This window comes from Robertmurraya sp. FSL W8-0741, from assembly GCF_038004005.1.
GTDB lineage: Bacteria > Bacillota > Bacilli > Bacillales > Cytobacillaceae > Robertmurraya > Robertmurraya siralis.
Map to the genome: position 1 here is coordinate 1,042,363 of NZ_JBBOQG010000001.1, position 20,979 is coordinate 1,063,341.

The 20,979-nt window shown below is 40.5% G+C and carries 22 protein-coding genes and 1 other RNA gene; 14 read left to right on the forward strand and 9 right to left on the reverse strand.

The features are described from left to right. The first annotated feature begins 52 nt into the window (after positions 1-52). Positions 53-811: an N-acetylmuramoyl-L-alanine amidase gene (locus tag NST02_RS04990; RefSeq protein WP_340948255.1), complete on the forward strand. Its 759-nt coding sequence runs from the start codon at positions 53-55 to the stop codon at positions 809-811. A 184-nt stretch (positions 812-995) separates the two neighbouring features. Here NST02_RS04990 and NST02_RS04995 read toward each other — a convergent pair whose 3' ends face one another. Both NST02_RS04995 and NST02_RS05000 read right to left on the reverse strand, forming a co-directional pair. Then, the gene (locus NST02_RS04995; protein ID WP_340948256.1) at positions 996-1,466 is read right to left on the reverse strand and encodes a hypothetical protein; all 471 of its coding nucleotides are present in this window, start codon (positions 1,464-1,466) and stop codon (positions 996-998) included. A gap of 345 nt (positions 1,467-1,811) precedes the next feature. Continuing rightward, on the reverse strand, positions 1,812-2,006 hold the full coding sequence (locus NST02_RS05000) for a DUF4177 domain-containing protein (protein WP_340948257.1): 195 nt from the start codon (positions 2,004-2,006) through the stop codon (positions 1,812-1,814). A gap of 450 nt (positions 2,007-2,456) precedes the next feature. On the opposite strand from NST02_RS05000, the gene rpoN reads away from it, so the two are divergent. The 8 genes from rpoN to eno all read left to right on the forward strand — a co-directional run bounded on the left by rpoN (position 2,457) and on the right by eno (position 11,441). Then, entirely contained in the window at positions 2,457-3,791 is a 1,335-nt protein-coding gene (gene rpoN / locus NST02_RS05005) for an RNA polymerase factor sigma-54 (protein WP_340948259.1), read from the forward strand. Between the two features lie 25 nt (positions 3,792-3,816). After that, positions 3,817-4,077 (forward strand): glutaredoxin family protein, encoded by a 261-nt coding sequence (locus tag NST02_RS05010; RefSeq protein WP_244988920.1) that lies wholly within the window; start codon positions 3,817-3,819, stop codon positions 4,075-4,077. A 119-nt stretch (positions 4,078-4,196) separates the two neighbouring features. Continuing rightward, the gene (locus NST02_RS05015) at positions 4,197-5,219 is read left to right on the forward strand and encodes a sugar-binding transcriptional regulator (protein WP_137744351.1); all 1,023 of its coding nucleotides are present in this window, start codon (positions 4,197-4,199) and stop codon (positions 5,217-5,219) included. Between the two features lie 73 nt (positions 5,220-5,292). After that, complete coding sequence (gene gap, locus NST02_RS05020; protein WP_137744350.1) at positions 5,293-6,300, forward strand: type I glyceraldehyde-3-phosphate dehydrogenase; 1,008 nt, start codon at positions 5,293-5,295, stop codon at positions 6,298-6,300. A 208-nt stretch (positions 6,301-6,508) separates the two neighbouring features. Next, positions 6,509-7,693, forward strand: coding sequence for a phosphoglycerate kinase (locus NST02_RS05025; RefSeq protein ID WP_212933711.1), 1,185 nt, complete (start codon positions 6,509-6,511; stop codon positions 7,691-7,693). Positions 7,694-7,835: 142 nt separating this feature from the next. Further along, positions 7,836-8,597, forward strand: coding sequence for a triose-phosphate isomerase (tpiA, locus tag NST02_RS05030; protein ID WP_340948261.1), 762 nt, complete (start codon positions 7,836-7,838; stop codon positions 8,595-8,597). Next, a complete protein-coding gene (gpmI, locus tag NST02_RS05035) occupies positions 8,590-10,125 on the forward strand; it encodes a 2,3-bisphosphoglycerate-independent phosphoglycerate mutase (protein ID WP_137744348.1) in 1,536 nt (511 codons plus the stop codon). Before tpiA ends, gpmI begins: the two co-directional genes overlap by 8 nt. Positions 10,126-10,145: 20 nt before the next feature. Then, positions 10,146-11,441, forward strand: a complete 1,296-nt coding sequence (gene eno, locus NST02_RS05040; protein WP_137744347.1) for a phosphopyruvate hydratase — start codon at positions 10,146-10,148, stop codon at positions 11,439-11,441. Between the two features lie 199 nt (positions 11,442-11,640). Here eno and NST02_RS05045 read toward each other — a convergent pair whose 3' ends face one another. Then, a complete protein-coding gene (locus tag NST02_RS05045) occupies positions 11,641-12,597 on the reverse strand; it encodes a nuclease-related domain-containing protein (protein ID WP_137744346.1) in 957 nt (318 codons plus the stop codon). Between the two features lie 122 nt (positions 12,598-12,719). Between NST02_RS05045 and secG the strand changes: the two genes are divergently transcribed. Continuing rightward, positions 12,720-12,953 carry a preprotein translocase subunit SecG gene (gene secG, locus NST02_RS05050; RefSeq protein WP_137744345.1) on the forward strand — a complete coding sequence of 78 codons (234 nt, stop codon included), beginning with the start codon at positions 12,720-12,722 and terminating at the stop codon, positions 12,951-12,953. A 152-nt stretch (positions 12,954-13,105) separates the two neighbouring features. Here secG and NST02_RS05055 read toward each other — a convergent pair whose 3' ends face one another. Genes NST02_RS05055 through sigY form a run of 6 tightly spaced genes read right to left on the reverse strand, consistent with a single transcriptional unit; the run spans position 13,106 to position 16,019 of the window. After that, positions 13,106-13,882 carry an ABC transporter permease gene (locus NST02_RS05055; protein WP_340948268.1) on the reverse strand — a complete coding sequence of 259 codons (777 nt, stop codon included), beginning with the start codon at positions 13,880-13,882 and terminating at the stop codon, positions 13,106-13,108. Beyond that, a complete protein-coding gene (locus NST02_RS05060; protein ID WP_340948269.1) occupies positions 13,879-14,763 on the reverse strand; it encodes an ABC transporter ATP-binding protein in 885 nt (294 codons plus the stop codon). The genes NST02_RS05055 and NST02_RS05060 overlap by 4 nt, the downstream gene beginning before the upstream one ends. A gap of 16 nt (positions 14,764-14,779) precedes the next feature. After that, complete coding sequence (locus NST02_RS05065) at positions 14,780-14,971, reverse strand: PLD nuclease N-terminal domain-containing protein (RefSeq protein ID WP_137744342.1); 192 nt, start codon at positions 14,969-14,971, stop codon at positions 14,780-14,782. A gap of 1 nt (position 14,972) precedes the next feature. Then, positions 14,973-15,179 carry a transcriptional regulator gene (locus NST02_RS05070; RefSeq protein WP_137744341.1) on the reverse strand — a complete coding sequence of 69 codons (207 nt, stop codon included), beginning with the start codon at positions 15,177-15,179 and terminating at the stop codon, positions 14,973-14,975. Then, positions 15,172-15,489, reverse strand: coding sequence for a YxlC family protein (locus NST02_RS05075; RefSeq protein WP_137744340.1), 318 nt, complete (start codon positions 15,487-15,489; stop codon positions 15,172-15,174). The genes NST02_RS05070 and NST02_RS05075 overlap by 8 nt, the downstream gene beginning before the upstream one ends. Then, positions 15,486-16,019, reverse strand: a complete 534-nt coding sequence (sigY, locus tag NST02_RS05080) for an RNA polymerase sigma factor SigY (protein WP_095310160.1) — start codon at positions 16,017-16,019, stop codon at positions 15,486-15,488. Before sigY ends, NST02_RS05075 begins: the two co-directional genes overlap by 4 nt. Positions 16,020-16,249: 230 nt before the next feature. Between sigY and NST02_RS05085 the strand changes: the two genes are divergently transcribed. The 4 genes from NST02_RS05085 to ssrA all read left to right on the forward strand — a co-directional run bounded on the left by NST02_RS05085 (position 16,250) and on the right by ssrA (position 20,647). Next, positions 16,250-16,996 (forward strand): alpha/beta hydrolase, encoded by a 747-nt coding sequence (locus NST02_RS05085; RefSeq protein ID WP_137744339.1) that lies wholly within the window; start codon positions 16,250-16,252, stop codon positions 16,994-16,996. 19 nt (positions 16,997-17,015) lie between these two features. After that, positions 17,016-19,316 carry a ribonuclease R gene (gene rnr / locus NST02_RS05090; RefSeq protein WP_137744338.1) on the forward strand — a complete coding sequence of 767 codons (2,301 nt, stop codon included), beginning with the start codon at positions 17,016-17,018 and terminating at the stop codon, positions 19,314-19,316. 236 nt (positions 19,317-19,552) lie between these two features. Next, positions 19,553-20,020, forward strand: coding sequence for an SsrA-binding protein SmpB (gene smpB, locus NST02_RS05095; protein WP_095310152.1), 468 nt, complete (start codon positions 19,553-19,555; stop codon positions 20,018-20,020). Positions 20,021-20,287: 267 nt separating this feature from the next. Then, positions 20,288-20,647, forward strand: a transfer-messenger RNA (tmRNA) gene (gene ssrA, locus NST02_RS05100). Positions 20,648-20,979: the final 332 nt, after the last annotated feature.

The window sequence follows — 20,979 nt, forward strand, 5'->3', positions numbered from 1 at the left end:
TTAAAGGCGAACATGGGGAGCCAGTTTGCTCCGAATGCGAGGAGGAAAAATAGTGCTTAAAATTTTTATCGATCCGGGGCACGGAGGAACCGATCCAGGAGCTACGGCAAATGGATTATTAGAAAAGTATCTTACCTTAGCAATTTCTTTAAAAATAAAATCCTTATTGTCTCAATATGAAAATGTTCAGGTTAAATTAAGCCGTGAGACAGATAAATATCTGTCCTTATCGGAACGTGCAAGGATGGCCAATGCTTGGGGAGCCGATTATTTTATGTCCATCCACATTAACGCAGGCGGCGGTACAGGATTTGAAACGTTTGTCCATACCAATGCGAGTAGCGTGTCAGTTGCTAATCAAAACGTAATTCATCCCGAAATCTTAAGTTCTTTGGATTTTAGGGACAGAGGTAAAAAACGTGCTAATTACGCAGTGTTACGTGAGACGAAGATGCCTGCCATCCTCACGGAGAATGGCTTTATCGACAATGCAAGTGATGCTGCAAAATTAAAACAATCAGACTACATCGATAAAATTGCTCAAGGTCATGTGAATGGTCTTGCTTTTGGACTTAAGAAAAAGTCGCAATCGACACAACCGAAGAAACAACCAAATACACCTGAAAGGAAGTTGAGCGGAATGAAACCAAACTGGAAAGATTGGCAATGGAAAGAAGCTGCAGAAATCTACAAAAAAGCAAGAGTAAAGGGTATTCTTTCATCTGATGAATGGGAAAAGAAAGCTGCAGCTAAAAATCTGACGTTTGATGAGATTGAGTTTCTAAATCTTGTGGTAAACGGACGATTATGATTAAAGGAAAACTTGAAAATGCAAAATAAAAAAGACTTCTGCAAGTTAATATCCTGAATGTAAATCTGCCTTTTCATGATATTTTTAGAAAAGGCTACAAATTTTTAATATCAATTTTTAGGAACCTTTAGTATAAGCTAATTTATTCGAGCAAAAAAGAGCCCTGTCATTAGCCAGGGGCTTTTTAAATGTTGTTCTTGTTACGAATCACTTTTTCGACTGCGCTTTGATATATATAGATCACAACGGCTAACATGATAGTGAGAAATGAATACATAGTAGGACTCATTTTCTTAAATTTAAAAAAGCCTATTTTTTTCCACATTCCAGCAAATGGGAAAGCGTTAATAAAATCAAATATCGTGTTTACTAATAAATATAACGGAAAGGAACCATAGGTTAGCTTAAAAACCCATAGAGTGGCAACAAAATGTGCGCCAAGTATATATGTAAAATCAATCGGAACATTTGGAGTTAGTGGATTTTTATTTCTCCACCATTTTTTTTTATTTGCAATTACGCTAAGTATAATCATGCATAAATTAGCCAAACTTGCTGCTGGAAAAAAGCGGATAAATGCTTTTTTACCTAGTATTGGAACAGTTAACCATGGAAGAAATAACATGCATAAAGCAGCAACCTTTTTTTTATCCATAAAATTTAGCCCCTTTTTGATCTAAATTCTATAAATATGTTGCCGCAGTTTTATTAAAGTATGCATCTTATATAAGGAGTTATCTATATCTGCCCTTGAGACCTATGAGACATTTTTCCAATAAGCCTTCATAGCTCCCCAATGAGTAAAACATGAAGTGGATAAAGCTTTTATCTCTTCTTGTTTTATAAATTTTATATGTCACCTGTTTAATCTATCTTCCATGTAAAAAACGAGCTTACAGAATTTTAATTAGTAATTGGAGTAATGATTATTAATATTTTATTTTTCGCTCTTTTGTTCTACATGAAAATCGATCCCCCTAAACAGAAAACCCCCTCAACATTAATGAAGGGATCTTTCAAAAATTAGTTCAAAATAGGCAGCTGAACCATAACCCTTGGTTGAAGGAGCAAATATTTGGATGAATCTCCAGCCTTCTGCTGCATGTTTATGAATCACATCTTGGTAATCTTCTTTCGGTTTGCTTTCAAACATACTCATACCTAGGTCAACCTTAACAAATTTATATTCGTACATTCGTTTTACCTCTCGATTATTAGTTCATTTATGGAGCGGAAGGATTGTGTTTTTAAGCTAATGGAGATTGAGATAAAAATAGGGTTCTTATTGTTTATTTTTAGGACGGTCAAAATACAATGTCACGAAAACACAAATGGCGATTGGAACCCAGAGGATTAAATCCATATATACACATCCTTATTTATAGCGTATATAATATATATCGATTAGGAACAGAAAAAGTTTCATTTATTAAAAAAACATGGTGGAAGACAGTGATATTCTGATAATATAAACTTTTCAAAAGGAAGATTTAAGTGAAGAATAAATTTTCAATTGGAGAAATGGCCAAGCTTCATAATACGATAAGTTTCATTATTTGACTCAACCTCTCATCTCAACATAATAATATTTCAATTCACCAATCCCCACTATTTAAGGTAAAATAACAGTAAGGGGGGATATGAGATGGATTTGAAGCCTGGTTTATGGCAGCAGCAAACTTTGAAGTTGACGATGACGCAAGAATTATCTCAGGCGATTGCCTTATTGCAATATTCCACACAAGAGCTGACTTCTTTTTTGGAAGAAAAGGCGAATGAGAATCCCCTGTTAAAAATTGAATCTGAACATGTTCGGACGATGGATCCACGGAAGGATCGTTCTAAGAGAACGACGATGAAGGTGGAGAAGGATAAGCAAAGCTGGATCGAACAGATTGGAACAGATAATAAATCATTGGACACGTATTTATTGTCGCAAATAAATATAAAGCAAGTCGATGAACAAAAACGACTTATTATTCAAGAAATGATTTTTTACATTGATGCAAATGGCTATCTTTGTGCGACAGTAGATGAAATTGCTGAAGATTTGCGCAGTACAAATGAGGAAGTAGCATGGTGTTTAAGTATTTTACAAAGTTTAGAGCCGGCTGGAATTGGAGCAAGGGATTTAAAGGAATGCTTGTTGCTGCAACTGCAAAGGCTTGAAAAAAGAGATGAATTGGCAGAAACCATTGTGAAGGAGCATTTTGCGCTTTTTGCTGAAAAAAAGTGGAAGGAGCTTGGAAGGCTTTTAGCGGTTACACCCGGAGAGATTCAGCAAGTGTTTGATTTTATTCAAACATTGAATCCGCGACCAGCGCTTGCTTTTCAGAATGATAAAGCGATTTATATAACACCGGATGTAGTGGTAAAGCGTGAGGGAGAGGCGTTCGCGATTAGTATTTTTGATGAGGTACTGCCTAAAGTAAGCTTTAATGAGGAGTATTATAAGCAATTTTCTTCCTATAAAGACAAGCAGGTCAATCGCTTTTTGCAAGAAAAACAGCAGGATTATTTTTGGATTGTCAAGGCGTTGGAACAGCGAAAAGAAACGCTCACAAAAGTAGCGATAAAAATTGTAGAAAAGCAGCATGACTTTTTTATGAAGGGGCCAGCCTATTTAAAGCCGATGACAATGAAGGATATAGCTGAGGAGATCGGTGTCCACGAATCAACGGTCAGCCGCGCTGTAAGGGAAAAATATGCACAAACTCCATTTGGTTTATGTGAATTGAAGTATTTCTTTTCAAGCACGATCCAAACAACTTCCAGTGAAAATGCCTCGTCACAACAAGTAAAGGACATTATCTCGAAGCTCGTCGCCGAAGAAAATAAGCAAAAGCCGTTGTCCGATCAAGAAATTGTCAAAGAGCTCAACAGCAAGCACGGAATAGTCGTCTCTAGAAGAACGATTGCAAAATATCGCGATCAATTGAGCATTCCTTCTTCTTCAAAAAGAAAGCGCTATGAAATATGAAAATTATGAAAATAAGGGGATTAAGGTGAAAACAATTGTAAAACTATACACAAGAAATGGCTGTCATCTTTGTGAGAAAGCGAAGGCGATTCTTTTAAAATTGAAAGAGAGATATGATTTTCATTATATTGAAGCCGATATTGACAGCAGTGACGAGTTGACGGAAAAGTACGGAATCATGATTCCAGTAGTAGAAATTAATGGAGAAGAGATTCAGTTTGGGCAAATTGATGAACTTTTTGTTGAACAAGTATTAAGGAAAAATAATTCAAGCTATTTAAGTTGAAATCTCAGATCACCTCTGCTAAAATGAAAGCGTGGCAAGGGTGATTTTTTTTGACTCAAGCGGGACATTATATGTCCATAGGGGACAAAAAAAGACCACTCGAAAAAAAGGAGCAAATCATGAAATATTCATTGATTGACATTCAAAAAAGATTATTACCTGATTTACTTCCTGTTATGCAAAGAAGATTCGACATCTTGCAGTACATAAGTTTGATGGAGCCGGTTGGGAGAAGGAGTTTATCCGTAAGCTTAGGGATAACGGAAAGAATTCTCCGGGCTGAGGTTTCGCTGCTGAAAGAGCAGAATCTTATTCGTATCGCTAACGTGGGGATGAGCTTAACTACTGAAGGAAAAAAGGTATTAGAGGGACTCACGAATACGATGAGAGAGCTTAAAGGTCTGAATTCATTGGAGATTCAAGTGAAGAAAAGCCTTGGTGTGGGAAAAGTCATCATTGTATCAGGAAATAGCGATGATTCCCCTTGGGTCAAAAGTGAATTGGGCAGGGCATGTGCCATTTGTATGAAAGGCATACTTGCAGGAGAAAATATTATTGCTGTTACTGGGGGTACGACCATGGCTGCTGTTGCAGAAATGTTGACTCCTGAATTAAGCAAGGAAATGGTTTTTGTCCCTGCAAGAGGTGGGATTGGCGAAGATGTACAAAATCAAGCTAACACCATTTGTGCGAAGATGGCTGAAAGAACACAGGCCAAACACCGTGTTCTCTATGTTCCTGATCAGGTAAGCAGTGAAATGTATCAAACGATTGTGAAAGAACCGCTTATTCATGACGTACTAACCTTAATTAAATCAGCTAACATTGTTTTGCACGGGATTGGAGATGCTATTACAATGGCGGAACGTCGAAAGACAAGTCCTGAGGATCTGGCGAAGCTGATTGAACGTAAAGCAGTTAGTGAGGCATTCGGTTATTACTTTAATGAAGCGGGGGAAATCGTTCATAAAGTCCATACAATTGGAATGCAGCTGGACGATTTAGCAAATGTTGAACATGTCATTGCGGTAGCTGGAGGAGCTTCGAAGGCAAAAGCGATTCGCTCCTATATGAAGCAAGTGCGGCCAAATACGATTTTAATAACGGATGAGGGCGCAGCAAAGGAATTATTGAATATGTAAATTTCACAATGTGAATTTTACTTAATCGGGCTAAAATTTTAGCCTAATTTATAAATTTGAGGAGGAAAAAATAATGGCAGTAAAAGTTGGTATTAATGGTTTTGGTAGAATAGGTCGTAACGTATTACGTGCAGCTTTAAAAAATCCTAATGTTGAGATTGTAGCAGTTAATGACTTAACTGATGCAAACATGCTTGCGCACCTTTTAAAATATGATTCCGTACACGGAATTCTTAACGAAGAAGTTTCTGTTGACGGAGATTCTTTAGTAGTAGGCGGCCACAAGATTAAAGTTCTTGCTGAACGCGATCCGGCTCAACTTGGCTGGGGCGACCTAGGCGTTGAAGTCGTTGTTGAATCTACTGGTCGTTTCACAAAGCGTGTAGACGCTGCGAAACATTTAGAAGCAGGTGCAAAGAAAGTAGTTATCTCTGCTCCAGCATCTGATGAAGATATTACAATCGTTATGGGTGTTAACCATGATAAGTACGATGCAGCAAACCATCATGTGATCTCTAACGCATCTTGTACGACAAACTGTTTAGCTCCATTCGCTAAAGTTCTTAACGATAACTTCGGCATTAAGCGTGGTATGATGACAACTGTTCACTCATACACAAACGACCAACAAATTCTTGATTTACCGCATAAAGATTACCGTCGTGCACGTGCAGCTGCTGAAAACATCATTCCTACAACAACTGGTGCTGCAAAAGCTGTATCTTTAGTATTACCTGAATTAAAAGGTAAATTAAACGGTGGAGCAATGCGTGTTCCAACTCCAAACGTTTCTTTAGTAGATTTAGTTGCTGAGCTTGATAAAGACGTAACGGTTGAAGAAGTAAATGCTAAGCTTAAAGAAGCTGCTGAAGGCGAATTAAAAGGAATTCTTGGTTACAGCGAAGAGCCACTAGTATCTGGTGACTACAACGGTAACCCTAATTCTTCAACAATCGACGCTCTTTCTACAATGGTAATGGAAGGCAGCATGGTAAAAGTGATCTCTTGGTATGACAATGAGTCTGGTTACTCTCACCGTGTTGTAGACCTAGTAGATTATCTTGCACAAAAAGGTCTATAATTTAACCATTTTTTCATAAAGTTCTTGTCAAAATGAATTGGATATTCACATTTGTAGTCTATAATGGTAAGGGAAAGGGTGCATAAATTTTCCACCATTTGTGCATGGCTATAAAGTGTTAATAGGCCGAATAACGAAAAAGCGGGGAGCGGGGAAGATTCCCCCTCTCCTTTTTCTATGTAATCCCCGATAACAAGGAGGTCTCAAAATGAACAAGAAGAGTGTCAAGGATATTGATTTAAAAGGGAAACGCGTTTTTTGCCGAGTGGATTTTAACGTGCCGATGAAAGATGGGCAAATTACCGATGAAACTCGCATTAAAGCGGCGCTTCCGACGATTCAGTACTTGGTTAATGCAGGTGCGAAGGTCCTGTTAGCGAGTCATTTAGGTCGTCCAAAAGGTCAAGTCGTCGAAGAGCTGCGCTTAACTCCAGTAGCGAAGCGTTTGTCTGAATTGCTTGGCAAAGAAGTAAAGAAAACGGACGAAGCTTATGGTGAAGCAGTTCAAGCTGAAGTAGCAAAGTTGAACGAGGGCGATGTTCTTCTTCTTGAAAATGTTCGCTTCTATCCTGGTGAAGAAAAAAATGATCCGGAATTAGCGAAAAGCTTTGCTGAGCTAGCAGATGTGTACGTCAATGACGCATTTGGTGCTGCTCACCGTGCTCATGCTTCTACCGAAGGAATCGCACACCATTTGCCAGCAGTTTCAGGCCTCCTAATGGAAAAAGAATTAGACGTACTTGGTAAAGCGTTGTCTAATCCTGAAAGACCTTTTACAGCGATTATTGGCGGAGCGAAGGTTAAAGACAAAATCGGTGTCATTGATAATCTTTTAGAAAAAGTGGATAACTTAATTATTGGCGGAGGGCTTGCTTACACATTTGTAAAGGCTCAAGGCCATGAGGTTGGGAAATCTCTTTTAGAAGCGGATAAGATTGAGCTAGCGAAAGAGTTCATGAAAAAGGCTGAAGATAAGGGCGTTAAATTTTTAATGCCAGTTGATGTGATCGTAGCAGATGACTTTTCTGAGGATGCTAATACAAAGGTTGTTCCAATTGAAGAAATTCCTGCAGACTGGGAAGCACTTGATATCGGACCAAAGACAAGTGAACTTTATGCAAAAGTGATTGAAGACTCAAAGCTTGTCATTTGGAACGGACCGATGGGTGTATTTGAATTGAATAAATTCGCTGGTGGTACAAGAGCGGTAGCAGAAAGCTTAGCTGAAGCAAACGATACATATTCTGTAATTGGTGGAGGCGACTCTGCAGCTGCAGTTGAAAAATTCCATCTTGCGGATCGCATGAGCCATATTTCTACAGGCGGTGGCGCTTCCTTAGAATTTATGGAAGGGAAAGAGCTGCCGGGTGTTGTTGCTCTTAATGATAAATAAGAGGGCTCTTCTCTTGTTGCTATTTAAAGAAAATTAGTTCGATCTGGAGAGTCGATTCGAGAGCTTCAAATCAATCTTTAGCGTTAAAATCGGCTACTGAGTGTTTATGAAAATAGCCAATAAGTTGAAAGGATGAATTCTTTTGCGTAAACCAATTATTGCAGGAAACTGGAAAATGCATAAAACGCTCTCTGAAGCGAAAAGCTTTTTGGAGGAAGTAAAAGGCTTAGTGCCAGCAAAAGAAAAAGTGGACTCTGTTATTTGTGCACCTGCGTTATTTTTAGATAGTTTAGTTGAACTTTCGAAGGAATATGATGTGGAAATTGGTGCTCAAAACATGCACTTTGAAGAAAGCGGTGCTTATACAGGCGAAATCAGTCCTGTGGCCTTAGCTGATCTAGGCGTAAAATATGTCATTCTTGGACATTCAGAACGTCGTGAAATGTTCAATGAAACCGATGATGCTGTAAACAAGAAAACATTAGCTGCGTTCAAGCATCAGTTAACACCAATTGTTTGCTGTGGTGAAACATTAGAAGAGCGTGAAAATGGGCAAACAAATGAGCTTGTTGGAAATCAGGTGAAACAAGCGTTAGTTGGGTTAACGGTAGAGCAAGTGAAGCAAACGGTTATCGCCTATGAGCCAATTTGGGCAATTGGAACAGGTAAATCTTCGACTGCAGAGGATGCCAACGAAGTATGTGCGCATATCCGCACCGTTGTCGCTGAACAATTTTCTCAAGATGTGGCGAATGCTGTCCGCATTCAATACGGCGGTAGCGTAAAGCCTGCTAATATTAAAGAGTATATGGCACAGCCTGATATTGATGGGGCCCTCGTTGGGGGAGCAAGCTTAGAAGCAAGCTCATTCCTTCAATTATTGGAGGCAGGCCAATATGAGTAAAGCACCTGTAGCATTAATTATTTTGGACGGGTTTGCTTGTCGTGATGAGGTAAAAGGGAATGCCGTTGCTCAAGCAAACAAGCCCAATTTTGATCGGCTTTGGAAGCAATTCCCCCATTCTCATTTAACGGCTTCTGGTGAGGCTGTTGGTTTGCCTGATGGGCAAATGGGGAACTCGGAAGTAGGGCACTTAAACATAGGGGCTGGACGAATCGTCTACCAAAGCTTAACTCGCGTAAATTTGGCCATTCGCAACGGAGAATTCGGCGAAAATGAAACCTTTAATGATGCGATTAACCATGTGAAAAAAAATGGCACAAGTCTTCATCTTTTCGGGTTGCTTTCTGATGGCGGAGTGCACAGCCATATTCAGCACATGTATGCTTTGCTAAAGCTAGCGGCAGATAAGGGAGTAGAAAAGGTGTATGTTCACGGCTTTTTAGATGGCCGTGATGTTGGACCACAAACGGCACCTACATACATTAAGGAAGCTCTCGAAAAAATGAAAGAGTATGGAGTCGGTGAGTTCGCAACGATTTCTGGTCGTTACTACTCTATGGACCGCGATAAGCGCTGGGAGCGGGTTGAAAAATCATACCGAGCCATGGTGTATGGTGAAGGTCCAAGCTATACGGACCCATTACAATTAATCGAGGATTCTTATGAAAAGGGAATCTACGACGAATTCGTTCTTCCTTCTGTGATCACAAAGGATAATGGCGAGCCGGTCGCAACGATTGAGGATAATGACGCTGTGATTTTCTATAATTTCCGTCCTGACCGTGCGATTCAAATTTCCAATACGTTCACGAACAAGGATTTCCGTTCTTTTGATCGTGGACCGAAGCATCCGCATAACCTTCATTTTGTTTGTTTGACTCATTTTAGTGAAACAGTAGATGGTTATGTTGCATTTAAACCAACAAACTTAGATAATACTCTTGGTGAAGTGTTATCGCAAAACGGGCTGAAGCAGCTTCGTATTGCCGAAACAGAGAAATATCCCCATGTAACGTTCTTTATGAGTGGAGGGCGTGAAGCGGAATTTCCTGGTGAAAAGCGCATCTTAATCGATTCACCAAAGGTTGCTACATATGATTTGAAGCCAGAAATGAGCGCGTATGAAGTAACAGATGCTTTATTGGCTGAAATTGAAGCTGACAGTGTTGATGCGATTATTTTAAACTTTGCGAACCCTGACATGGTAGGGCATTCTGGAATGCTTGAGCCAACGATTAAAGCTGTGGAAACAGTTGATGAGTGTCTTGGTCGCATCATGGATTTAATTTTACAAAAGGGCGGCGCCGCGATTATTACGGCTGACCACGGAAATGCCGATGAAGTCATTACGATGGAAGGCAATCCGATGACTGCCCACACGACTAACCCCGTTCCGGTTATTGTGACGAAGGAAGGATTAGAGCTTCGTAACGATGGTATTCTTGGAGACTTAGCTCCAACGATGCTTGATTTATTGAATTTGCAAAAACCTGCCGAAATGACTGGTACGAGCTTAATTAAAAAATAACTTTTTTAGGAGAGATGAATATGCCTTATATCCAACATGTATATGCACGTGAAGTGCTAGATAGCCGTGGTAATCCAACTGTAGAAGTAGAAGTATTAACTGAATCTGGTGCGTTTGGTCGCGCTTTAGTACCATCTGGTGCTTCAACTGGTGAATACGAAGCCGTTGAGCTTCGTGACGGTGACAAGTCACGTTACCTTGGCAAGGGAGTTCAAAAAGCAGTGGATAATGTGAACAACATTATTGCTGAGGAATTAATTGGTTTAGATGTAACAGACCAAGTGGGCATTGACCGTTTAATGATCGAATTGGATGGTACTGAAAACAAAGGAAAGCTAGGAGCAAACGCCATTCTTGGCGTATCTATGGCTTGTGCTCATGCAGCAGCAGATTTCGTAGGTCTTCCATTATACCGTTACCTTGGCGGCTTCAATGCGAAGCAATTACCAACTCCAATGATGAACATCATCAACGGTGGTTCTCATGCTGATAACAACGTTGATTTCCAAGAGTTCATGATTTTACCTGTTGGTGCGCCAACTTTCAAAGAAGCAATCCGTATGGGTGCTGAAGTATTCCACGCATTGAAAAAAGTTTTATCTGGCAAAGGTTTAAATACTGCTGTTGGTGACGAAGGTGGATTCGCGCCAAACCTTGGTTCTAACCGTGAAGCACTTGAAGTTATTATCGAAGCAATCAAAGCTGCTGGCTATGAGCCAGGAAAAGATATCTACCTTGGTATGGACGTTGCTTCTTCTGAATTCTTCAACAAAGAAACGAAGAAGTATGACCTAGCTGGTGAAGGCCGCACAGGCTTAACTTCAGCTGAAATGGTTTCTTTCTATGAAGAGCTAGTAAATGAATTCCCAATCATCTCAATCGAAGACGGTTTAGATGAAAACGACTGGGAAGGTCACAAACTATTAACTGAGCGCATCGGCGGCAAGGTTCAATTAGTTGGAGATGACTTATTCGTAACGAATACGAAGAAGCTTGCTCAAGGGATTGAACAAGGCGTCGGTAACTCAATCCTTATCAAGGTTAACCAAATCGGTACCCTTACTGAAACCTTTGATGCAATCGAAATGGCAAAGCGCGCTGGTTACACAGCAGTTGTCTCACACCGTTCTGGTGAAACAGAAGACGCGACAATCGCTGACATCGCCGTTGCGACAAACGCTGGTCAAATCAAAACAGGTTCCATGTCTCGTACAGACCGTATCGCGAAGTACAACCAATTACTACGCATCGAAGACGAGCTTGGCGATTTAGCTATCTATGATGGGTTAAAGAGCTTTTATAATTTGAAGAAGTAAAATTTGATGAGGCGATCCCTTTGGAGGGACCGCCTTTTTGGTGGGTTTTTGTGCTATTTAGACGTTTCGCCGATATATTGATTTTTTCGCCGATAAAACCTATTTTTCGCCGATATATTCTGATTTTCGCCGATAAAACTTATTTTTCGCCGATATATTTAAATAATCGCCGATATATCTATTTACGCAGTCTTTAGTTTCAAGGTTTGAGATACTTTCTACCTTTATTAGCTCCTTTTGTTGGTAGGTTCAAAGATTTTAATAGTCTTTTTGCAGTATCCTCGGACTCCAAATGCACAAAATCTCGAAATTGTTTATTGGTTATGGACGCACCGAACAAATGAAAATAATCCTCTACAGCAGAGACATGCGCATTTTTGTCTTTTGTTCTACACTCGCTGCAAAACCATGTCCTGTTTTTCCTTATCATAGGTATCCGTTCGCATTGTGGACACCGGACTCCAGTTAAAATTTCACTCTTCCTCAGCCTGTACTTCTCCAGTGCATCAAATTCCTCTTCCACATGACTTTTTAACAGCCGTTTGCCTAAATTTCGTACCTCTTTTGGATCAAATAATTCAGTTTGGAACATGCGATCTGCTTCAGCTATTTTATCCAATAAACTATGCCCATGAATGACTTTTTTCAGAGCTTGGCGGTTCTGTGGATTTGTTTTCACGATCGTGGAGGGATTACTAATGACGACAAAGTAATCGGTAGGTAGAGAAATGTTACGGGAGTGAAAAAAACTTTTTAATTGCTGCTGATGCCATTTTGCTTGAGAGATGGGATCTTGAAAGCCTTCTTCTTTTTCGTTTGCGATGCGGATCATTTGATTGAAGGAGTCATCGAAGAAAAGCGTTCCGAAGAAGTTTTTACATTCGAGGATGAGGGCGAAGCGCGTTGTGAGGAGAAGGTGATCCATTTGAAAATGGGACTTTCCACTAGGGAGACGGAGAGAATGAAAGAGATAAAACTTTTTATCTGGTAAAAAATTAAGGTAGTAGGCGACAGCTTTTTCTCCTCGATACCCTTTTAAGAAACGGGCATAGTCCGCTTCAATTTCGGAATATTTTGGGTGGGATTCGTGTAGCCGTCGGAGCAAGCATTCAAGAGCAACAACTTTAGCGGGGATCATCAATTTTTTAATCTGCAATAGCAACACTCCTTTTTATTAAAGTATTCGCCAACTGGATTTAAACTCCTCTATTGTTCAAAAATTTAAAGTATGATAAAATATAAGATACTGTGAAATGTTCGTTTCAGGAGGTGGACTTCATGCATACTCTATTTATTACATTATTAGTTATTGTATCAATTGCTTTAATTGCTGTCGTACTTTTACAATCAGGAAAAAGTGCAGGCCTTTCAGGTGCCATCTCTGGTGGAGCGGAGCAGCTTTTTGGAAAGCAAAAGGCACGTGGACTTGATTTAATTCTCCACCGCGCTACCATCATTTTATCTGTGTTATTTTTCATTTTAACATTTGTTGTCGCTTATTTAGGAGTTTAGAAATATTTAAAACCTGACCATCAACAAGTTGGTCAGGTTTTTTCGTGGGGTTCAACGTTGGGGTTAAAGCTCGACGCTTTGCTTGGTGGCTTAACCTCAGCGGATAGCAAAAAAATATTTACGATTAGCACGACATATATGCGATGTTCCGTTTAGTATTGCTCAAATCGTCGAAAGCGCATAGTTGCCAGGAGTAGGCATAATATCGTTAAAGCACTTGTTGTTAAAATGACGGTTAAGCTATTCTCTAACAGCTTTCCGTCCATTAGGATGGCGGCAGCATGTGCCCTGAGATTGGTTGGACTCCAGGCGGTAAATTTGCTGAAAAGGTTGCTTATAACGGAAAGCCCGCCTACGGTCAAAACACTAACTGCTGCGATTCCGCTTGCAGACTTGAGCAGCGTACCGGTTAAAATCGTTACAGAGATGAGAAAAATGATCCAAAGACTATAGATGAGAAAGCTAGAGAAGAGGAATTCCCATCTGACTGGCTCAAATAACAGGTTTGTGTAATAAAAGGTAAGCCCGTAGCTTAATACAAACGCAATAAGAGCAATCAATATTTGACCTGTCCATTTGCTAGCTATATATTGAAAGGCAGAAACTGGGCGAACCATAACGAGTGTTAACGCTCTGCTTTGGCGTTCATTTGCGATCACACCCATAGCTGCAAGAACGAAGAGCAATGAGCCGACCGTTCCGAATTGACTTAAAGTAGCTGCTAAAACTTCTGAGCCCGGAGGAGTAGGAATTTCGATCACGGTGCCTTCAGGTAGATTTCCCGCGCTTTCCAAAATTTGTGGCATATAATAGGTCGTGATTGGCTGTGAGATGCCGATTATCATAAAGGCAATCGGAAGCCAAATCCATTTTCCGTTTCGGAAGTTTTCCATTAATTCTTTCTGTAGTAGTGTTATAAATGTTCTCATTGGTTCATCACCTTCATATAAGCGTCCTCTAGGGAATCCTGCAAACGTTCAAAATGTACAAGGGTGCGCTTTTTTTCCATAAGTCTTTGCAAGAGTAGATTGGTGTCAAAAGCAGGGGCTGGAAAAAGGGTTACCGTGCTTGTGTCAATATACTCAACCATGACAAGATCCTCGAATACATTTTCCAAGCTTTCTGCTGTTTTAATTTGAACGGCCGAGGAGGCCTGACTATTTTTGAGCGAGTCTAAGCTTCCGTCCCACATAATGCTTCCTTCTTTCAGGATCATGACCGAATCGCAAACTTGCTCGGCGTCATGAAGAACATGGGTTGAAAAAAGAATGGTCATTTCGCGCTTTAATTTGCTTAAAATTTCAAGAACGTCTCGTCTGCCATTGGGATCTAGAGCGGATACAGGTTCATCCAAAATTAAAAGATCTGGCTCATGCAAGAGTGCCTGAGCAAGTCCAAGCCTTTGCTTCATCCCACCTGAAAAACCACCGATCCTTTTGTTTCGAACATCTTTTAAACTGACGAATTCTAGCGTCTCCGTAATTTTGTCTTCAAGCTTTAATTTTGAGAGCTGTGATAGCTTTCCGGCAAATTGTAAAAATTCTTTGGCAGTCATCCATGGAAAAAAAGTAGGATGCTGAGGAAGAAAGCCAATTCGCTGTCTGAAATCGGTAGATGCAGCTTTAGCAAATTGGATTTTCCCAGAAGTGGGAGCTAGTAATCCCGCTAGCATTTGCAAGGTCGTTGTTTTACCGGCTCCATTTGGACCGAGTAGTGCTACACATGTCCCTCTTTCGATTTGAAAAGAGATTCCTTTAACTGCCTGATGTTGTTTATATGTTTTCGTTAAGTTCTGAATATTAACTAGCATGATTTTGGCTCCTATTCTATTCTTTTTTTGGTCCTATAATGAAATAGAGTATCGGTCCAAAGATGCTAATGGAGACAATGATCATACACCACATCCATTTCGGCCCGGTCGTTTCCTCCTGTTTGAGACAGTTCACTAAAGCTGCAATTGCAAGGATCGCTTGTAAAATTAGCAAGGGCGTCACAATAGCCCAGTTGATTTCTCCCATTTTAATCACTCCTATTTTGTTTTCTTTTGTTAGGAAGGATGACGAATAAGAAATAGAACACGGTTGGCATCGGGATTTGGATGAGCCCCCATATTCCCCAAAACCATGGATAGCTTCTTCTTTTTTTGGCGTCAATAAAGAGCAGAATGCTTTGTGCTAAAACGAAAGGTAAGAGTAATAACAAGATGAATAATGTTTGTTCATTCATGATAAAATTCTTCCTTCCGAAGGGTCTTTTTTAAAAAGAAGAAAAGTATGGGGGCTCCAATGAGTGCAACAATTTGTGTCAGAATAAAAATGACAGGTGCTTTAAGTACAGCCACCGTGAAGATGCTCAAAATAAACAGTGCAGTCAAAATAAAGAGACTTAGTTCTTTGCGGAATGCTCTCCTTTGTTCCATTTTGGCGATGATCAGCTGTTCTTTAAGCTCATGAGTGGACGGAGTCGAATGGTTGCTAAGTTTATCGAGCTGCTCCCAGTCTTCTTTTAACTGTGTGAAGCGTTCTTTTTCATTCATCGTTCCCACTCCTTTCGTAAACGTTGTATTCCAATGTGGACCCTTGATTTGACGGTGCCTGTACGAATGCCAAGCATCCTGCCAATCTCTTCATAGGTATAGCCATAGTAATGGTGAAGTAAGATAGGTGTTCTCACATCCGCATCGAGTTGGTTGAAATCTGTAAAAGTGTCACTCCACTCAACAGCTCTAGAATTGGCGACCCAGCTTAACTGACGTGAGAGGCTTCGTTCGATACGGTCTATCTTTTTCCGTTCTCTTTCTTGCTTGCGGATAGCATCAATGTAGAGACGGGATGCAATCGAAATCAACCATGTTGAAAATTTTGCTTTCCCTTTAAAGGAAGAAAGATTGGTATAACATTTAATCATCGTTTCTTGAGCCAGTTCTTTGCTTGCTTCTTCGTTTAAGGTAAGCTTTAGTAAGTATTTAAATAAAAAAGAATAATGCCGATGAAAAAGAAGGGCGAATGCCTCGTCGTTTCCCAGCTTTGCTTTGTGTATGAGGGATATATCATCATCTTGCTCCACGTAGATGCCTCCTTTCTGTCTGCACATCTATAAGACGATGGATTCTTCTCTTGCGTTCATTTTTTTTTCAAATTTATTTCATCATGGCATAGATTCACCCAAAAAACGAATCTTGCTTTGCGCTAATAAGAACGAGTCACCATGCTAAACCTGAGTCCTTTCAGTGGATTGAACCGACTTCGATTGTTTAAACTAAGAGAGGAATGTTTGTGATAAAGGAGTATACACATATGAAAATTTCTCAACCAAAGCCCTTTCTATTTGAAAGAGGAAAAAGAGCAGTTTTATTTTTACATGGTTTTACCGGAAATAGTGCTGATTGCCGTATGATGGCTCGTTTCCTTGAAAAAAAAGGTTATACTTGTTATGGACCGCAATATAAGGGGCATGGTGTTCCGCCAGAAGAACTTGTCCATACTGGACCAGATGATTGGTGGCAGGACGTCATGGAAGGATATCATTTTTTAAAAAATAAAGGCTACAATGAAATGGCCGTTGTGGGGCTTTCACTAGGTGGCGTATTTTCTTTGAAATTGGGTTACACTGAGCATATTAAAGGAATTGTACCGATGTGTGCACCGATGTTTCTTAAGAGTGAAGAAGTCATGTACAAAGGAGTTCTAGAATACGCCCGCGAGTATAAAGAGCGGGAAGGAAAATCAGCGCAACAAATCGAGGAAGAGATGGAACAATTCCAAAAGACGCCAATGAAGACGTTAAAGGCGCTGCAAGAATTGATTGCTGAAGTCAGAAAGAACATCGATATGATCTACGCACCAACTTTTGTTGTCCAAGCACGCCATGACAAAATGATCAACACGGAAAGTGCTAATATTATCTATAACGAAATAGAATCGCCAGAAAAAGAAATCAAGTGGTATGAAGAATCTGGTCATGTTATTACCTTTGATAAAGAGAAGGATCAGCTTCATGAGGATGTGTTCAGGTTTCTAGAATCACTAGATTGGGAAGAATAATGATAAGAGGAGGGATATAATGGATGATCCGATAAAGCAGCATATAGACAAGCTTCTTCATTATATGGAGGATGAAGCGTATAAGCCACTGACCGTTCAGGAGTTGGAATCTGCGTTTGGAATTGCCGATTCTACTGAGTTTAAAGAATTTGTCAAAGCCCTTGTGATTATGGAAGAAAAGGGTCTGGTCGTACGGACGCGCAGCAATCGCTACGGTCTTCCTGGAAAGATGAACTTGATCCGTGGAAAGCTGACAGGCCATGCGAAGGGATTTGCCTTTGTTATTCCTGATGAACCAGGACTGGATGATATTTTTATTCCACCGAATGAGACGAATAACGCTGTTCACGGTGATACTGTTTTGGCAAGAGTATCAACAGAAACCTCCGGTCAAAGACGTGAAGGAACGATCGTGCGAATCATTGAGCGTGGGATTAAACAAATTGTTGGTACATATACCGAGAGCAAGCATTTTGGCTTTGTCATCCCCGATGATCAAAAATTTGCCAGTGATGTCTTCATTCCGAAGGCTGCTTCGAAGGGAGCAGTAGAAGGCCATAAAGTGGTCGTCAAAATAACGACGTATCCCGAAGGAAGAAAAAGTGCGGAAGGAGAAGTAATTGAAATTCTTGGTCATAAAAATGATCCAGGAGTCGATATTCTTTCTGTCATCCATAAGCACGGGCTTCCCGGGCCATTTCCAGATGATGTCATCGAGCAAGCAAATGAAACTCCTGACTCTATCGATGAAGAAGAGATAAAAAATCGTCGCGACTTGCGAGACGAAATGATCGTCACAATTGATGGTGCAGATGCAAAGGATTTAGATGATGCCGTAACTGTGACAAAGTTGGATAACGGAAACTTCAAGCTTGGCGTTCATATTGCCGATGTTAGCTATTATGTGGAAGAGGGTTCCCCGATTGATAGGGAGGCAGCTGATCGTGGGACAAGTGTCTATTTAGTAGACCGCGTCATTCCGATGATTCCGCACCGTCTATCAAATGGAATTTGTTCTCTCAACCCAAAAGTGGATCGGTTGACACTATCATGTGAAATGGAAATATCGCCTGATGGTCAAGTCGTGAATCATGAGATTTTTCAAAGTGTCATTAAGACGACGGAACGGATGACGTATAGTGATGTGAACAAAATTTTAACAGACAAAGATGAAGAACTGATCGAACGCTACAAGCCGTTAGTGCCAATGTTTGAACTTATGGAGGAGTTGGCACAAATTTTACGCGATAAAAGGATGCATCGTGGAGCGATCGACTTCGATTTTAAAGAAGCAAAGGTTCTTGTCGATGAGGATGGGAAGCCAACAGATGTCGTTCTGCGTGAACGTTCCGTTGCTGAACGCCTCATTGAAGAATTCATGCTTTGTGCAAACGAAACGGTGGCCGAGCATTTCCACTGGCTCGATGTTCCATTTATTTATCGCGTTCATGAGGACCCGAAAGAGGATAAGCTGAGAAGATTCTTTGAGTTTATTACGAATTTTGGCTACATTGTCAAGGGAACGGCTAATTCGGTTCATCCTCGCGCATTGCAGGAAATCATTGAAGAGGTGCAAGGGAAACCGGAGGAAATGGTTGTCTCTACCGTGATGCTACGTTCAATGCAAAAGGCAAAATATGATCCGGAGAGCTTAGGTCATTATGGCTTGTCGACTGAATTCTATACGCACTTCACATCGCCGATTCGCCGCTATCCTGATACGATTGTCCACCGTTTGATTCGTACCTATTTAATCGAAGGAAAAATGGATCAGGCAACCCGCGAAAAGTGGGATGCACAGCTGCCAGAAATCGCTGAGCATACTTCGAAAATGGAACGCCGAGCAGTGGATGCGGAGCGGGAAACAGACGAGCTGAAAAAAGCGGAGTACATGGAAGATAAAATTGGACAAGAATATGACGGAATTATCAGCTCCGTCACCAATTTTGGCATGTTTGTCGAGCTCCCGAACACGATTGAGGGACTTGTCCATGTTAGCTATATGACCGATGATTATTATCGTTATGATGAGCGTCATTATGCGATGATTGGAGAAAGAACCGGCAACGTATACCGCATTGGTGATGAAATTACCGTTCGTGTTGTCAAAGTGGACAAGGATGAGCGTTCGATCGATTTTGAAATAGTCGGTATGAAAGGAACTCGACCAAGACGTCCAGAAGAAGGCGCTCGCAAGGTTTTCAAAACAGGAAGCTCTGAAAAGAAACCACGCAAGGGCTCTGGAAAACCAGATGGACAAAGAAAGAAGAAAAAGCATTACGAAAATGCGCCAAAAGCCAAGCGGAAAAAGAAAAAGTAAGGGGAAGGAGCCAATTAATTGGCTCCTTTTCCGGTTGATTTTGTGGATATCGGCGATTTTTTTTATTATATCGGCGAAAAATGAGATTTATCGGCGATTTTTGCAATATATCGGCGAAAACCGTGTTTTATCAGCGAAAAAATGAGTAAATCGACGAACCCCATTTTTCCGCCTCGCATTTGAGACTGCGCCGCTTTTTTGTTAAAATAAAGAGCAGTATGTTAGGGGGAAATCATATGCCTAAAGGCGCCGGTAAGGTTATTGCCCAAAATAAAAAAGCGTATCACGATTATTTTATCGAAGAAACCTTTGAAGCAGGAATTGTATTGCAGGGCACGGAAATTAAGTCGATTCGTGCAGGAAGAGTCAATCTGAAAGACTCCTACGCTCAAATTAAAAACGGAGAAATGTTTTTAATGGGAATGCACATCAGCCCATACGAGCAAGGCAATCGTTATAATCACGATCCGCTTCGCACAAGAAAGCTACTGCTTCATAAAAAGGAAATTAATAAGCTAATCGGGGAAACGAAGGAAGCTGGGTATTCGATTGTTCCCGTTAAGCTTTATTTAAAAAATGGTTATGCGAAAGTATTGATTGGTCTTGCTAAGGGTAAGAAAAAGTTTGATAAACGTGAGGACTTAAAAAAGAAGGAAGCCAAGCGTGATATTGAGCGTGCGTTCCGCGAAAGACAAAAGATGTAAGGTTAGTCAAAACATTTTTTACAGAACCTTACAATTGATTTAGAGCATGTTTGTGATATAATAATAACTGTCACCAAGAGTGACGCAAACTGATAGCTCATCTATTTCGAGCATTCCGTTTCATTCCAGCGTCTTGTTTGTGTGAAAGACCACAAGCAGACATTTAATGTTTAGCGCAGGCTCAGGAACAATCCGTCCGAAGGTTTAACAACAAACCTTCATGTCGGTGCACGTGCCGAGAAAGGGAGCCTTCCGCTTCTCTAACATGGGGACGCTACGGATTCGACAGGGGTAGTTCGAGCTTAGGTTGCGAGTCGCGGGGATCGGCCGCGTACCAACGTCAAAGCCAATAACTGGCAAACAACAAAACAACTTCGCTTTTGCTGCTTAATTAGCGCATAGCGGTTCGCCCCTCCATCGCCCATGTGGTAGGGTAGCGGACTCAACTTTAGTGGGCTACGCCGGATCCCACCGTCTGAGGGAGAAGGAAGAGAATAACCAGACTAGCTGACCGGGCGCCAGTCGATAGGCAGATGGCTCAGCGAAACACGAATATATCGACTACACTCGTAGATGCTTAAGTGCCGATATCTTTGGACGTGGGTTCGACTCCCACCGTCTCCACCAAATACATATTTGGTGGTTTTTTATTTTGTTTCGTGTGACTTGAACCATAATTTTGCCGTTTTGGCAACGATATGCTTCAATATACTCTAGGTAAAATTATGCTTCAATAAAGATAAAGTTTTCGGAATAACTGTAGTGTTGCTTAAAGCATAGGTGACAAACTTAAGCTTTAAAAAAAATAACAAGATTATTTACTTTCTTTATATTATAGATATAAGTATTACCTTTTCTGTAATTGCAATGTATATTTTTAATGAATATCACTATCATAAAATGAGTATTGCAAATTAATCATCTCTCCTTAAATGATATTTTTGAAGGGAGATGATTTT